Source organism: Streptomyces sp. NPDC055254 (assembly GCF_053606025.1).
In genome coordinates, this window is the sequence record NZ_JBSGQV010000011.1 from 123,792 (window position 1) to 137,307 (window position 13,516).

Annotated in this window: 14 protein-coding genes; 8 read left to right on the top strand and 6 right to left on the bottom strand. The window is 71.3% G+C overall.

What is annotated here, in order from left to right; all coding sequences use genetic code 11:
- Positions 1–70 precede the first annotated feature (70 nt).
- Positions 71–1,165: a carboxylate-amine ligase gene (locus tag ACWFQ8_RS14340; protein WP_453786515.1), complete on the top strand. Its 1,095-nt coding sequence runs from the start codon at positions 71–73 to the stop codon at positions 1,163–1,165.
- Between the two features lie 81 nt (positions 1,166–1,246).
- Here the strand turns inward: ACWFQ8_RS14340 and ACWFQ8_RS14345 are convergent, their stop codons facing one another.
- Positions 1,247–2,137, bottom strand: coding sequence for an SDR family oxidoreductase (locus ACWFQ8_RS14345; RefSeq protein ID WP_453786516.1), 891 nt, complete (start codon positions 2,135–2,137; stop codon positions 1,247–1,249).
- Between the two features lie 228 nt (positions 2,138–2,365).
- On the opposite strand from ACWFQ8_RS14345, the gene ACWFQ8_RS14350 reads away from it, so the two are divergent.
- The 6 genes from ACWFQ8_RS14350 to ACWFQ8_RS14375 all read left to right on the top strand — a co-directional run bounded on the left by ACWFQ8_RS14350 (position 2,366) and on the right by ACWFQ8_RS14375 (position 7,483).
- The gene (locus tag ACWFQ8_RS14350; protein WP_453786517.1) at positions 2,366–3,658 is read left to right on the top strand and encodes a preATP grasp domain-containing protein; all 1,293 of its coding nucleotides are present in this window, start codon (positions 2,366–2,368) and stop codon (positions 3,656–3,658) included.
- 309 nt (positions 3,659–3,967) lie between these two features.
- Complete coding sequence (locus ACWFQ8_RS14355) at positions 3,968–4,726, top strand: hypothetical protein (protein WP_453786518.1); 759 nt, start codon at positions 3,968–3,970, stop codon at positions 4,724–4,726.
- A 2-nt stretch (positions 4,727–4,728) separates the two neighbouring features.
- A complete protein-coding gene (locus tag ACWFQ8_RS14360) occupies positions 4,729–5,169 on the top strand; it encodes a phage holin family protein (protein ID WP_453786519.1) in 441 nt (146 codons plus the stop codon).
- A complete protein-coding gene (locus tag ACWFQ8_RS14365) occupies positions 5,145–5,813 on the top strand; it encodes a DUF3618 domain-containing protein (protein ID WP_453786520.1) in 669 nt (222 codons plus the stop codon). Before ACWFQ8_RS14360 ends, ACWFQ8_RS14365 begins: the two co-directional genes overlap by 25 nt.
- A gap of 297 nt (positions 5,814–6,110) precedes the next feature.
- Complete coding sequence (locus ACWFQ8_RS14370; protein WP_453786521.1) at positions 6,111–6,602, top strand: DUF2243 domain-containing protein; 492 nt, start codon at positions 6,111–6,113, stop codon at positions 6,600–6,602.
- Complete coding sequence (locus ACWFQ8_RS14375; RefSeq protein ID WP_453786522.1) at positions 6,599–7,483, top strand: cytochrome c oxidase assembly protein; 885 nt, start codon at positions 6,599–6,601, stop codon at positions 7,481–7,483. The genes ACWFQ8_RS14370 and ACWFQ8_RS14375 overlap by 4 nt, the downstream gene beginning before the upstream one ends.
- 26 nt (positions 7,484–7,509) lie before the next feature.
- On the opposite strand, the gene ACWFQ8_RS14380 is transcribed toward ACWFQ8_RS14375, so the two are convergent.
- The 5 genes from ACWFQ8_RS14380 to ACWFQ8_RS14400 all read right to left on the bottom strand — a co-directional run bounded on the left by ACWFQ8_RS14380 (position 7,510) and on the right by ACWFQ8_RS14400 (position 11,381).
- A complete protein-coding gene (locus ACWFQ8_RS14380; protein WP_453786523.1) occupies positions 7,510–8,199 on the bottom strand; it encodes a hemerythrin domain-containing protein in 690 nt (229 codons plus the stop codon).
- A 15-nt stretch (positions 8,200–8,214) separates the two neighbouring features.
- Entirely contained in the window at positions 8,215–8,658 is a 444-nt protein-coding gene (locus tag ACWFQ8_RS14385) for a DUF4383 domain-containing protein (RefSeq protein ID WP_453786524.1), read from the bottom strand.
- 101 nt (positions 8,659–8,759) lie between these two features.
- Complete coding sequence (locus tag ACWFQ8_RS14390) at positions 8,760–9,236, bottom strand: DUF1360 domain-containing protein (RefSeq protein WP_453786525.1); 477 nt, start codon at positions 9,234–9,236, stop codon at positions 8,760–8,762.
- A 264-nt stretch (positions 9,237–9,500) separates the two neighbouring features.
- Positions 9,501–10,100: a hemerythrin domain-containing protein gene (locus tag ACWFQ8_RS14395; protein ID WP_453786526.1), complete on the bottom strand. Its 600-nt coding sequence runs from the start codon at positions 10,098–10,100 to the stop codon at positions 9,501–9,503.
- Between the two features lie 84 nt (positions 10,101–10,184).
- The gene (locus ACWFQ8_RS14400; protein ID WP_453786527.1) at positions 10,185–11,381 is read right to left on the bottom strand and encodes a hypothetical protein; all 1,197 of its coding nucleotides are present in this window, start codon (positions 11,379–11,381) and stop codon (positions 10,185–10,187) included.
- A gap of 385 nt (positions 11,382–11,766) precedes the next feature.
- Here ACWFQ8_RS14400 and ctaD point away from each other — a divergent pair, with 385 nt between their 5' ends.
- The gene (ctaD, locus tag ACWFQ8_RS14405; protein ID WP_453786528.1) at positions 11,767–13,506 is read left to right on the top strand and encodes an aa3-type cytochrome oxidase subunit I; all 1,740 of its coding nucleotides are present in this window, start codon (positions 11,767–11,769) and stop codon (positions 13,504–13,506) included.
- The last annotated feature ends 10 nt before the right edge of the window (positions 13,507–13,516 follow it).

A 13,516-nucleotide genomic window follows, 5' to 3' on the forward strand; every position in this document is an offset into this window, starting at 1 on the left:
GGCCCTCTTCCGGGTGACCCCAGTGCCCGTCCGCGAGGATGATCACGAGGTGACCGGGTAGTTGCATGACGTGATCACAGTAGGCGTGGAAGAAGAGTACTTGCTGGTGGACCCCGTCACGGGCGAGCCGACGCCGCTCGTCGAGGACGTACGCCGCACGGCGGGTCTGGGCCCCTTCGCGGAGGGCGCCGAAGTCCAGGACGAACTGCTGCAGGCCCAGATCGAGGTCGCCACCCCGGTCTGCTCGACGCTGGAGGAGGTAGGGGGCCACCTGCTGCGCCTGCGCCACGCGCTGGCGTCGGCGGCCGAGGCGAACGGCTGCCGGATCGCGGCCACCGGCGCGGCGCCGCTGCGCGGAACCTCACCGGTTCCCGTGACGCCGACGCTGCGCTACCTCAGGATGGAGGGGGAGGCCCGGCAGCTGGTGGACGAGCAGCTCATCTGCGGCATGCACGTCCACGCCGGCGTCCCCGACCGGGAGACGGGCGTCGCGGTACTGAACCGGATCAACGGCTGGCTGCCGACCCTGCTGGCCATGTCCGCCAACTCACCCCTCTGGGACGCCCGGGACACCGGCTTCGCGAGCTGGCGCACCATCGTGTTCGGCCGCTGGCCCGTCAGCGGTCCGCCGCCGCACTTCGACGGGCTCGCCGACTACGAACGGCGGCTGGAAGGGCTGGTGGCGTCGGGAGTCATCGCCGACCGGGGGCAGGTGTACTGGCAGGCGCGGCTGTCCGAGCGCTACCCCACGATCGAGGTGCGCTGCCTGGACGTCCAGCTCCGGGCCGACGACGCCGTGATGTTCGCCGGGATCGTCCGCGCGCTGGTGGCCACGGCGATCGCCGAGGAGAAGGCGGGCCTGCCGCTGTCCGCGCCCCCGCCGGAGCTGGTGCAGGCCGGGAACTGGCACGCGGCCCGGCACGGCCTGAACGGGACACTGGTGGACATCCTCGGCCGGCCCCACAGCAGCGGCGACGTGCTGTACGCGCTGCTGCGGCACCTCACCCCTGCCTTGGAGGACGCCGGCGACCTGCGCGGAGTGAGCGCCCTCGTCCACCGGCTCCTGCAGGTGGGAACCCCCGCCGACCGCCAGCGCCGGGCCCTGTCCGAGGGCGGACTGCCGGGCCTGATCGAACTGATCACGGGCGTCACCTCGTCCGACTGAGGTCCGACCGGATGCCCCGTCCGCGGCGCGACGAAAGCCCGACCCGCACGCGGGCCGGGCTGTTCGGGCGGAGGGGCGGGGTCAGGGCAGCGGCGTGCCACCCGTGGCGTTGACGATCTCCCCGGTGATGTAGCTCGCCGCCGGAGAGGCCAGGAACACGTAGGCGGGCGCCATCTCGGCGGGCTGGGCGGGGCGGCCCATCGGCGACTGTTCGCCGAACTCCTTCACATCGGGCATCGTGGCGGGGATCAGCGGCGTCCACACCGGCCCCGGGGCCACGCCGTTGACGCGGATGCCCCGCTCCGCGACCATCTGCGCCAGACCGTGGGTGAAGGAGATGATCGCCGATTTCGTCATGGCGTAGTCGAGCAGGTGCGGGCTCGGCTGGTAGCCCTGGACCGACGTGGTGTTGATGATGGATCCGCCGCGCGGCAGGTGGGCCAGGGCCGCGCGGGACAGCCAGAACATCCCGTACAGGTTGGTCTTCATCACCCGGTCGAACTGCTCCGTGGTGATCGCTTCGATGCCGTCGGGTTGCGACATCTGATAGGCGGCGTTGTTGACGAGGATGTCGACGCGCCCGAGTTCGTCCACGGCCCGGTCGATCAGCGCCGTGCACTGGTCCTCGTCACGGATGTCGCACCGGACCGGTACGGCCGTGCGGCCCGCGTCGCGGACCAAGCGCGCTGTCTCCGCCGCCTCGTCCGCCTCCTCGGGGAGGTGGGTGAAGACGACGTCGGCGCCCTCCCGGGCGAACGCCAGGCAGACGGCCCTGCCGATTCCCGAATCCCCGCCCGTGACGACCGCCACCCGGTCGAGCAGCAGGTCGTGACCGCGGTAGGACTCCTCCCCGTGGTCGGGCCGGGGGTCCATCGACTCCGTGCTGCCGGGGTGGTCCTGCTGCTGGTCGGGGAAGGGAGGGCGGGGGTGCAGGGTCGTGGGATCGGGGACCCGGGGTGCTTCCTGGGACATGGAACCTCCCGTGCGTGCTGGGGGTGGACGAACCGTGGGCGGGGGTGGTGGCGCCACGGTCGTGGTGCGCGTACCCCCGTCCGCCCGCGTCTCACGCCGCCCGTGCGAGGAACCCGCGGATGAGGGCCCGGCCGGCGGTCTCGAACCGCCCGGTGCGGGTAGGCGGCTCCCGTGCCGCGAAAGCAGCCACCGGGCACCGGCACACCGGGAGCGGCGGGAGGATCAGCGGTGAGCGAGCCGAATGCGGGACCCATGGTCGTCTTCGCCAACTTCCTCTCGGATGTGGCGGTGGACCTCGACGAAGGTCCGGTCCTGGCCCAGTGGGCGCAGCAGGCGCCACGTAAGGCATGGCTGCTGCGGCCCGGGGACGTACTCGTGAGCCCGGCACCGCTGAGCGGCGCGTTCCGCCGGTACGTGAGCGCCCTGACGGGGGTGTCGGCCGAGGAGGCGCCGGTCATCGAGGTGCCGTCGTTCGGCGCCGTACCCCTTGCGCAAGCGGTCCGCCGGGCCGGACTCCTCGAACGGGTGCGGGCGCACGCGGGTCGACCGGGGACGGCTCTGCTGCCCACGGCCCAGGACGCGCCCACCCTCGCGTTCGCACGGGACCTCGGGGTGACCGTGCACCCCTACCCCTCGATCGACGATGCCGCCGCCGCCCTGCCGACGGTCATGCTCCTGAACACGAAGGCCGGCTTCCGACGGGCCGCCGAGCAGGTGGGGATGCGTCTGCCGGAAGGGCGGGTGTGCCGTCGCCCGGACGTGGCGGAGGCTGTGCGGGAGCTCCTTGAGCGGCACGAGCGCGTGGTGGTCAAGCCCGACCGTTCCGCCGGCGGCCACGGTCTGCGTTTCCTCTCCCGGGAGGACGTACGGGGCGCACCCCTGGTCCTGGACGCCGTCGGAGGCCCGGAGGGCACGTGGGTGGTGGAGGAGTGCCTGCCGGTGGCCGAGTCCGTGAGCATCCAGATGGAGAACACGGTGTCGGGGACGCGCGCCCTGTTCAGCGGTGCGATGCGAACGGAACGGGGCTCGTTCACGGGGTACGTCTCGCCGTTGCCGCCGTCGTGTGCGCATGTGGCCGCCGAACTGGAGGAGTGGGGGACGGGGCTGGGCCGGTACCTCGCGAACCGGGGATACCTCGGCCCGTTCGGTCTGGACGCCCTCATCACCGCGGACGGCGTCGCGTACGCCGGCGAGAGCAACGTCCGCCGTACCGCGACCACCACACCCCACGCGATGGTCGGCCGACTGGCAGGCGCGTCCGGGGTCGCACGTCCTGCGTGGGCGGTGTCGAAGAGGCTCACACGGCGACCCCTCGGCTTCGACGAGGCCGCCGACCGGCTGCGCGGACACGCTCTCGCGTTCGATCCGCAGCGCGGTGAGGGGGTGGTGCTCTACGCCGACGCTCCGACGGACGGCCGCTCCTGGCGCTACGCGGTCACCGCCGCGCACCCGGGCCTGGTGCGGGAGCTGGAAGTCGCCCTGGCGAAGGCCCTGGAATTCGAGGAGTTCGAGAACGCCTGACCGGCGGTTCCCCGGCTCCGGGGCCGGCAGCCGTCCGCCCCGGGACGTGTCGGGGCGGACGGCCGAGCCATGCTCTCCTCCTCGGAACGTGTGCCCCTGCATCACCACGGAGCGGCCCGCGATCAGGCATGTCGACGGGTGCGACGTGCTCGGTGTCGATGCGCTTCTTCACGCCTGTCGCGGCTCCAAACGTTCCTCGTGCGGGCCGCGGGGGCCTTCGCGAGTCACTTCGCTCTTGTGGGGGTGAGGTCGCGAATGGAGGGCAGGCGCCCCCCTGAAACGTTGACACGCCATTCACCAGGAGGAGCCTTGAGTGACTTCCAGGATGCGAGCCGCCAGGACGGAAGCAGGACGACGGCGGTAGCGCACACCGTGCAGGACAAGGCCGGCGAGAGTGCGTCGCTGGTCGGGGCCAAGGCCGCCGAAGTGGGCGGTACGGCAAAGGAGCAGGCGGCCCACGTGGTCGGCGAGGCCACCGCGCAGGCTCGGGACCTCGTGGGCGAACTGCGTTCCCAGCTGGCCGGTCAGGCCGAATCCCAGACGCAGCGGCTGGCGGAGAACGTACGCCGGCTGTCACAGGAACTGAGGGAGCTGGGCGAGAACGGCAAGCCGGATTCCACGATGGCGGACATGGCTCGCCAGATAGCCGACGGCGGACAGCAGATGGCCGACCATGTGGAGAAGCGGGGACCGGAGGGACTGGTCAGCGACCTGCAGAGTTTTGCTCGCCGCCGTCCGGGCGTCTTCCTCGCGGGTGCCGCGCTGGCCGGTTTCGTCGTGGCGCGCGCCGGAAAGAGCGTCGGCGCGGCCGCGTCGTCGGAGACCGCCGACGGTGCCTCCGCGGACCGTGGCGCCGCCGAGCGCGCCGCCGTCGAAAGGCCCGCGCAGCCGGGTGACCCGGCAGTGGGGCGCCCCGTGCCACGCGGCGGCATCCCCGCGGGCTACGAGGACCCGCTCGACACCTACGGGCAGTCGCAGCCTCCGCACGTCACCCCGGCGCCGCCCGCCTACCCGCCGGCGAGTACGCCTCCCTACGGCGGCCCGGCGCGGCCCGGGGGAGGGATCTGAGCATGGCTCTCTCCTCCCAGGAGCGTCCGACGGCGCCCGCGCCGCCGCCCCCGTTCTCAACGGCGGCCGAGCCGTCCCTCGGTGATCTGATCGGTGAGATCGGCCAGGACCTGTCCCAGCTGGTCCGGGACGAGATCGAGCTGGCGAAGGCCGAGATCAAGCAGGAGTCGGCCAAGGCCGGCAAGGCGTTCGGCATGCTCGGCGGCGCCGGCTACGCCGGTCATGCCGTGCTGCTCTTCGGCAGTCTGACCGTCGTCTTCGCCCTGGCCAACGTGATGGACCCGGCCTGGGCCGCCCTGATCGTCACCGTCCTGTGGGCCGTGGTGGGCGGGGTGCTGTACGCGGCGGGCCGCAAGCGGCTGCGCACCGTCAACCTCAAGCCGGAACAGACCGTGGAGACCTTGAAGGAGGACGCCCGATGGGCACGACACCCGACGAGCTGAGGAACGACGTGGAGTACCGGCGTGCGCACCTGGCGCGCAACGTCGACCTCCTGGCGGACAGGATGACCCCGAGCAAGGTGGCCCGCCGCAAGGTCGACTCGATGCGCGACCACGTGAGTGGAGTGAAGGAGCGTGTGATGGGCACGGCACAGGACGCGGCGCACGGGACCTCCGGAAGCCTGCATCAGGCCGCCGACAGTGTGACGGGAACGGCCAAGGAGGTCGGCGGCACCGTGCAGGAGACCTTCCAGCAGGCCCCGGCCCAGATCAAGCGGCAGACCCAGGGAAGCCCGCTCGCCGCCGGCCTGATGGCCTTCGGCGCGGGTATGCTCGCGGCCGCCCTGTTGCCGACCACCGCGGTGGAGGAGCAGGCCGGACAGCACCTGCGGGACCACTCGGACGAGCTGCTGGAACCCGTGAAGCAGACCGCGGTCCAGGCCGCCCAGGAAGTCCGGGACGAGTTGAAGGAACCCGTCGCTGACGCCGTCGAATCGGTGAAGGGGACCGCTCAGGAAGCCGTGTCCACCACGCAAGAGCACGCGCAGACCGCCGGCCAGGAAACCGCCGGCGAACTGCGCCAGGTAGGACGGGACACGGCCGCCGAGGTCCGCGAGAACCCCGGCGCCCACCGCCCTCCCGTTTAGACGCGGCCTCGACCCGGCGGGCCCGACACCAGCGCAGCGCTCCGGTGTCGGGCCCCCGCACTCGACCGGTCGGCAGCGCGTCTGCCAGGACAAGAGGTGGATCATGACGCCCCACCCATCGAGGACGAGTCGCGGTGCGGCCGCCGCGGACGGCGAGGACCGGACGACACCGTGGCGGGACCTCGACAGCGTCCTGGAGCAGATGGCGCGCTTCCTGAAAGACCATCAGGAGGGCCCCCGGAGCGGTGGGTCCGGCGAGACGTCCCGCCGCGCGCCGGGCTTCCGGCGCGTCCCGCGGTGAGGGACGGAGCGCGCACCGCGCCCGGGGCCGGGCCCGGACGTGACGGTCGCCGGTCGGCGGCGGCCTGCGCGCTCATCGGTGCGGCGGTGATGGCCGCCGTGGACGAGGTCGTCTTCCACCAGGTCCTGGGATGGCACCACTTCTACGACCGCTCCACCCCCGCCGTCGGCCTGATGTCCGACGGCCTGCTCCACACGGCCGAACTCCTGGGCCTCGTGGCCGGGTTCTTCCTGTACGCCGACCTGCGCCGACGCGAAGCGCTCTCCGCACGCCATGCCTGGGCCGGATTCCTCATCGGCCTCGGCGGCTTCCAGCTGTTCGACGGCATCGTGGACCACAAGCTGCTGCGCCTGCACCAGATCCGCTACGGCGTGGAACCGGCACCGTACGACGTGGTCTGGAACGCCTCGGGCGCGCTCCTCCTGCTCGCCGGCTGCGGCCTCGCGCTCTCCGCGCACCGCCGCTCGGCGCGGGACGCCCCGCCGTGACACCGGGCCACCTCCACCCCGGCCCGGCCGCCGTCCCGGACATCGTCGTCGCCACCGCGGCGGCCGCGCTGGCGGTCGCCGCCGCGTACCTGCTCGCCGCCGCTCGGCTCAGGCGCCGCGGCGACGCCTGGCCGTGGCTGCGGGACGTGTCCTTCGCCGCGGGCGGGGGCGCCCTCGCCTGGCCCGCCCTCGGCCCCGTGCCCGGTGGGCCGTTCACCGCGCACATGGGCGTCCACCTCCTCACCGGCATGGTCGCCCCGCTCCTGCTCGTCCTGGCCCGCCCGCTCACACTGGCCCTGCGCAGCCTGCCGCCCGGGTCCGTGCGCCGCGCCCTGCCGGCCGTCGCCCGTTCCCGTCCCGCGAGCGTGCTGGTCCTCCCGCCGGTCGCCGCCCTGGTGGACCTCGGCGGCCTGTGGCTGCTCTACCGCACCCCGCTGTTCGCGGCGGCCCAGTCGCAGCCGTTCCTGCACGCCCTCGTGCACGCCCATGTCCTGGCCGGCGGGCTGCTGTTCACCTTCGCCGTCTGCCGCCTCGACCCCGTGCGCCCCCGCGGCGGCGGCCTCGGCGTCCGCGCCGGCACGCTGCTGGCCGCCGGAGCCCTGCACGCCGTCCTCGCCAAGGGCCTGTACGCCACCGCACCACCCGGGACCGCGTTCACCACCGCCGACCTGCAGGCCGGAGCCAGACTGATGTACTACGGCGGGGACCTGGTCGAACTCTCCCTGGCCCTGGTCCTGGCCGTCCAGTGGTACGGCGCCACCGGGCGGGCCCGGGCCAGGCGCGCGGGAACGGGCGGCCGGCCGCTCGTCGGCAGGACCCTGCTCCGGCAGCGGCGCGGTCGGCCGGAGCCGGACGAAGCGCCCCGGCCGGAAGCCCGCTGAGGCAGCGGCCGGGGCGCCGCGGGTACTCAGCGCCGGCGGCGCAGGACCGTACCCGTCAGCCAGGCGGCCACGGCCGCCGCCACCAGGGCCGCGGCGATCAGGCGGCTGCGGGGGACATCGGTGGTCGTGGCCGCGAGCAGGTCCCGGGTTCGGTCGAAGGCGCTGAGCGGGACCCCCGCCAGCGCGTTGCCCGGAGGCCGGCGCGAGACGGCGGGGTGCGGGCGGGTGGGGGCGGTGCGCCGCACGGTCTCCCACGCCGAGCCGAGCCGCCGCAGCCGGGCCCGGTCGTGGTCCATCGCCTCCTGCAGGCGCGGCAGCAGCAGGTCCTCTTCGTCGCGGATGTCCTGCCGGATCAGGGCGAAGGCCTCGCTGACGAGCTCGTCGTGCCGAGGGTCCGCCGGGTCGAGGGAGCCGATCTCGGTGACGAGCTCGTTGATCTGCTGGTGTTCCTCCTCGACCCGGGAGGTGAGTTCCTCACCGTCGGGAGCGAGCCGTCGCAGAGCCGGCCACAGGACGGTCTCCTCGGCGAAAGCGTGGCTGAACGTGAGCTGGACGATGTCCTTGAGCACCTCCTGACGTTGCGGGAGGGTCAGGGACGCGGACTCGTACAGGTGCATGAGGCGGTCGAGTTCCGCGTGGTCGCGGCGCTGACGGGTGAGCACGCTGGACTCCCCGCCGAGCTCTTCGACGCTCTGCTGTGCGATGGACCGGGACACGGGACCGTCCTTCCGTCAGCGGCGCAGGGCCGGGCGGCGGGTGAGCAGGACACCGAGGGCGATCATGGCGATGCCGAGGAAGAAGTGCAGCCAGTTGTCGGCGGGGTTCACGGGAACGAAGTTGGCGGCGCTGTCGTGGTCGATGATCAGGCCGTAGATCCACAGGACCAGGTAGATCACGCCGCCGCCGATCAGGAAGGCGCGGGCGCTGCCCGCGGTGCGGGCCATGGCGATGCCGGCGATGCCGAACAGCAGGTGGACGATGTTGTGCAGGACGGAGACCTGGAAGATCCCGAGCAGCTTGGCCTCCGAGTGGTGCTCGGCGAACCGCAGGGATTCGTAGTCGGTGGTGATGCCGGGTACGAACCCGAGGACACCGACCAGCAGGAACACCGCTCCCACCACGAGGGCGGCGAGCTGTACGGGCGTCCTGCCCGTGGTACGGGTGTGCGTGGTCATGAGGGTTCTCCTTCACGCCGAAGCGGATGGCGGGCGATCATGGTGTGCCCCCGTGGGGAAGAACGACCGGGTCCATGAGCATGAGCAGCATCTCCTGGGACTCAGTGGTCCGCCGCCCGCTGCGAGAGCATCGAGTAGCCGAACTGCAAGGCGTCCGACACGGTCAGTGCGGTCAGGGCTCCGGTCACCGTGCGGGTGGCTTCCGGCCAGACGGCCCGGGCGCCGGTGAAGCTGGCGACGACCCACACGCTCAGGCAGAACGGGCAGCTGATCAACTCGCCCATCGTCTTGCGGCCCGGCTCCTCCCGCGGGGTCTCGTTGAGTTCCGCCGGTGCGCCGGCGTCGTCCACCCGGGTGAACGGGGCCCGCAGGGGGCGGGCCACGGTGGCCTTGCCGATGAGGCGACTGAGCCGGAACGTGGCCGTAGCGGTGAGCAGGAGCTCCCAGGGGCCCGGGGAGACGGACCGGGGCCGTCCGGTCCGGTGGTGGAGCACGACCCAGCCGGCCGTGTACCCGGCGAACCCCGCCATCGCACCCAGGTGCCCGCCGTGGGACCGCAGACCTTGGAATGTCCCCATCGAACCGCCTCGTTCCGCCCGTTCGCGGGCCGTCGCTCACGTCGTCGTAGTCGCGGTGGATCGGCACTACGTCACCTGCGCAGGGGCGCCTACCCGGCTCCGGCCCGGACACGCGCCGGAGCGGGGCGCGATCCGTTCCCGCGGGCAGTGCGCGCCGGGCCGGGCGTGCGCGCGGCCCGTCCGGCGGACCGGTCCAGGTCAGAGGGGCGGGGCGCGCCATGACGCGTCCCGCCCCGTCCCGCCCGTCGCTGCCCGGTGCGCTGCTCAGGCGTCGGAGTCCCGGTCCTTGTCCATGACCCTCCGGACCGCGTCACGCGTCCGGTCCACCAGCGCGGTTACGGGGCCCGCCACGATGTTGGCCGAGGCACTCTCCACCCCGGGGTGGGGGTGGGTCGGGGCCAGCTTCTCCGCGGCCTTGACGGCCTTCGCCATGGTCATGAGGCGGGTCGGGGAGCTGGTGCGGCGCAGCTGGGCGAACTCGTAACGCTCCTCGGCGCGGGCGTGCACGAGGACGGCGTCGCGCAGGGAGAGCAGCATCGGCATGAACTTCGGGTCACCGGTACCCATGTCCTCAAGGCTCGCCAGCATCTCCTTGGCCGCGTTCTCCTCCGCGAGCCGTTCCTGTACGACGTCGTCTCCGCCTTCGAAGGCACTGCGGGCATGGGGGTGCACGACCTCCTCCTCCGCCGTCTCGTGCACGGCCAGGAGCCGGACCAGGCGTTCGAAGGCGTCCTTGCGGGCATCACCCTCGCCGAGCCGCACCTCGTCGAAGAGGCTGTGGATCTGCCCGTGCTGGCGCACGAGCAGTGCCACCACGTCCTCGCCGGCCGCAGGGTCACCGACCTGCTTCTCATCGTCCTTCACAAGATCCTCCTCGGAGACGGGGTGTGCGTCGGGTCCGGCGCCGGCCGGCATCGGACCCCGGACCGGCGGCGCCTACCGGCCGGCTCACGCGCGCTGCGACGGGTCGGGGTGCGGCCCCTCGGTCTCGACGCGGTAGTCCCGCCCGAACATCTCCTGGTGCTGCTCCACGACCCGGTCGCTGGGCGGAGCCTCCCCGCCGTGGATCTGCGCCTGCATCTTCTCGAAGCGCTCGTGCGCCTCCCGTACGTAGCCCGCGCCGAGCGTGGTCAGGTCGATCTGGGTCGCGAGGAGCTCCCGCAGGTAGGCCTTGTTCGGCTCGAAGGTGACCACGTTCGGCAGCTCCGGAGCGAGGATCTCCTCCGGCTCGCGCCCGTCGTGGCGCCGCATCAGGTCGCACGCGATCCGCAGGTGCTCCAGCTCCATGTTCAGATGCAGCTCCCACACGGCTTTGACCTTGGGGTGGCTCTCCTGCTCCATGAAGGAGTGGTACAGGTAGCACTCGTTGTACTCGTGCGTGACGAGCTGTTCCCACCAGGTCTCCCCCGGGTCCACGAGGGACTCGTAGTGGGTGACGTGCTCCTCCTCGATGAGACCGATCTCCTGGTAGAGCTGCCGGGCGATGGGCTCCATGTAGGTGGGACCGGTGTTCATGTAGAAGTTCATCGTCTGCTGCTCCGCCGACAGGATCGTCAGCGCGTGGAGCTTCGACAGCGGATCGGTGCGGGTCTTGTCGTAGGGGTCGCGCACGTTGTCCACCGGATTACGGTGGTGCATCCGGGTCGGGCGCCCCGGCATCACCTCGGTCAGGCCGTCGACGATCGCCTCGGCCTTGCGGTGCTCGATCATCTCGTACAGGTTCGCGTACCGGTACAGGTGGTCGAAGTCCTCCAGCACGCCGAACTGGTACGCCTGCTGCAGGTAAGGGTCCGGTTCCATGCGCGCCACCCACGAGGTCAGGTCCACCGCTACCTGCTCGTAGGCGATCGTCGTCTCCAGCACCGACGACACTCCGGGGAGCAGCCAGTTCACGACCTTCTGCTGTTGGGCCTCGATGTACCGGGTGCGGGCCAGTTGGCGTTTGACTTCCGGATCCACGCAGTTGCGGGCCAAGATGTGGCCGAAGAGGATCGCCTCGACCTCGATGCCGTTCATCGTGATGATGCGGCACCGGGTGTACGGGTCGCTCGCGTCGGGGTCGATCGGGGAGACGTTCAGTTCGCGCCAGCTGCGCAGCTGGCGGTCCAGGGGGATACCGCGCTGTTCGAGCGGGTTGAAGGCCATGACGGTCACCGGCTTCCCACGAAGTGCGTCCCGCGCGCTCCAGCCGGAGCACGCCTACGGACCTGGGACCGGATGCCACCGAACGACAGCACGAAACGACGAATCCAGACAGAACCTCCCAGGCCTCCCACAGGTTTCCGCACCGACCCGCCCCGGGGGGCCCCATCCGCCGCGCGACGCGCTGCCCCACCCGGTCGGCCCAGCGCCGTGCCCGGCCGGCGCGTGCCGCCCCGGTCGTCGGCGGCGAAGTTGTGGGCCGACCGGGCTACCGGGCGGCGCACGCTTGGCCTTTCGTCACTATCCGTAGTACACCTGGGACCGGGCGCGACCTACCGGCGAGGCGGCGGCGCGTCCGTACCGGGTTTCCGATGTAAAGGAATCGTCCATGGTGACGTCGACCGAGCCTGTCACGCCGATCCCGGTACCGGGCCGCACGCGAGGGAGCGTGCTGGTCTCCTGGCTCACGACCACGGACCACAAGAAGATCGGGCACCTGTACCTGATCGCGTCGTTCATCTTCTTCATCCTCGGCGGGGTACTGGCGCTGCTGCTGCGGGCCGAATTGGCCCGGCCGGGCTTGCAGATCGTCTCGAACGAGCAGTACAACCAGGCGTTCACCCTGCACGGCACCGTCATGCTGCTGTTCTTCGCGACCCCGACCTTCGCCGGTTTCGCCAACGCGATCATGCCGCTCCAGATCGGCGCGCCGGACGTGGCCTTCCCGCGGCTGAACATGTTGTCGTTCTGGCTGTTCCTCTTCGGCGGCCTGATCGTCGTGGGCAGCCTGTTCACCCCGCAGGGGACCGCGGACTTCGGCTGGACCGCCTACACACCGCTCAGCAACGTGACGCGCACGCCGTCCATCGGCGGCGACATGTGGATCATGGGCCTGGCCCTCTCCGGATTCGGCACGATCCTGGGCTCGGTCAACTTCGTCACGACGATCATCTGCATGCGGATGCCGGGCATGACCATGTTCCGGATGCCGATCTTCACCTGGAACATCCTGCTGACCTCGGTCCTGGTGCTCTTCGCCTTCCCCGTCCTCGCGGCGGCCCTGCTGGTACTGGAGGCGGACCGCAAGTTCGGTTCCCAGGTCTTCGACCCGATCAACGGGGGCCCGCTCCTGTGGCAGCACCTCTTCTGGTTCTTCGGGCATCCCGAGGTCTACATCATCGCGCTGCCGTTCTTCGGGATCATCACCGAGGTCATCCCGGTGTTCTCCCGCAAGCCCATCTTCGGGTACCTCGGCCTGATCGGGGCGACCGTCGCGATCGCGGGCCTGTCGCTGACCGTGTGGGCGCACCACATGTTCGCCACGGGAGCCGTGCTGCTGCCGTTCTTCTCCTTCATGACGTTCCTGATCGCGGTGCCGACCGGGGTCAAGTTCTTCAACTGGATCGGCACCATGTGGAAGGGCTCCCTCTCCTTCGAGACGCCCATGCTGTGGTCGATCGGATTCCTCGTCACGTTCCTCTTCGGCGGCCTGACCGGCATCATCCTGGCTTCGCCCCCGATGGACTTCCACGTCACCGACTCCTACTTCGTCGTGGCCCACTTCCACTACGTGGTCTTCGGTACGGTCGTGTTCGCGATGTTCGCCGGCTTCTACTTCTGGTGGCCGAAGATGACCGGCACGATGCTCGACGAGCGCCTCGGTAAGATCCACTTCTGGACGCTGTTCATCGGCTTCCACATGACCTTCCTCGTCCAGCACTGGCTCGGAGCCGAGGGAATGCCGCGCCGTTACGCGGACTACCTGGCCGCCGACGGATTCACCGCACTGAACACCCTGTCCTCCATCGGCGCCTTCCTCCTCGGCGCCTCGACACTGCCCTTCTTCTACAACGTGTGGAAGACGGCCAAGTTCGCGCCCCGCGTCGAGGTCGACGACCCGTGGGGCTACGGCCGCTCCCTGGAATGGGCCACGTCCTGCCCGCCTCCCCGGCACAACTTCGTGACGCTGCCCCGGGTGCGGTCCGAATCGCCGGCCTTCGACCTCCACCACCCGGAGATCGCCGCCCTCGACTACGCGGGGGACCACAAACGCGACGTCATCGACCAGGACAGGGCTTCCGGTCCGCGGGGGTCGCTCCCCGGGCCGGGTCCGGACCAGGCCGAATAGCCGGGGAGCG

Bases quoted from the DNA above. Each gene is read 5' to 3' on its own strand.
- ctaD (WP_453786528.1), top strand. From the start codon at position 11,767: ATGGTGACGTCGACCGAGCCTGTCACGCCGATCCCGGTACCGGGCCGC.
- ACWFQ8_RS14400 (WP_453786527.1), bottom strand. From the start codon at position 11,381: ATGGCCTTCAACCCGCTCGAACAGCGCGGTATCCCCCTGGACCGCCAG.
- ACWFQ8_RS14345 (WP_453786516.1), bottom strand. From the start codon at position 2,137: ATGTCCCAGGAAGCACCCCGGGTCCCCGATCCCACGACCCTGCACCCC.
- ACWFQ8_RS14385 (WP_453786524.1), bottom strand. From the start codon at position 8,658: ATGACCACGCACACCCGTACCACGGGCAGGACGCCCGTACAGCTCGCC.
- ACWFQ8_RS14390 (WP_453786525.1), bottom strand. From the start codon at position 9,236: ATGGGGACATTCCAAGGTCTGCGGTCCCACGGCGGGCACCTGGGTGCG.
- ACWFQ8_RS14365 (WP_453786520.1), top strand. From the start codon at position 5,145: ATGGGCACGACACCCGACGAGCTGAGGAACGACGTGGAGTACCGGCGT.
- ACWFQ8_RS14360 (WP_453786519.1), top strand. From the start codon at position 4,729: ATGGCTCTCTCCTCCCAGGAGCGTCCGACGGCGCCCGCGCCGCCGCCC.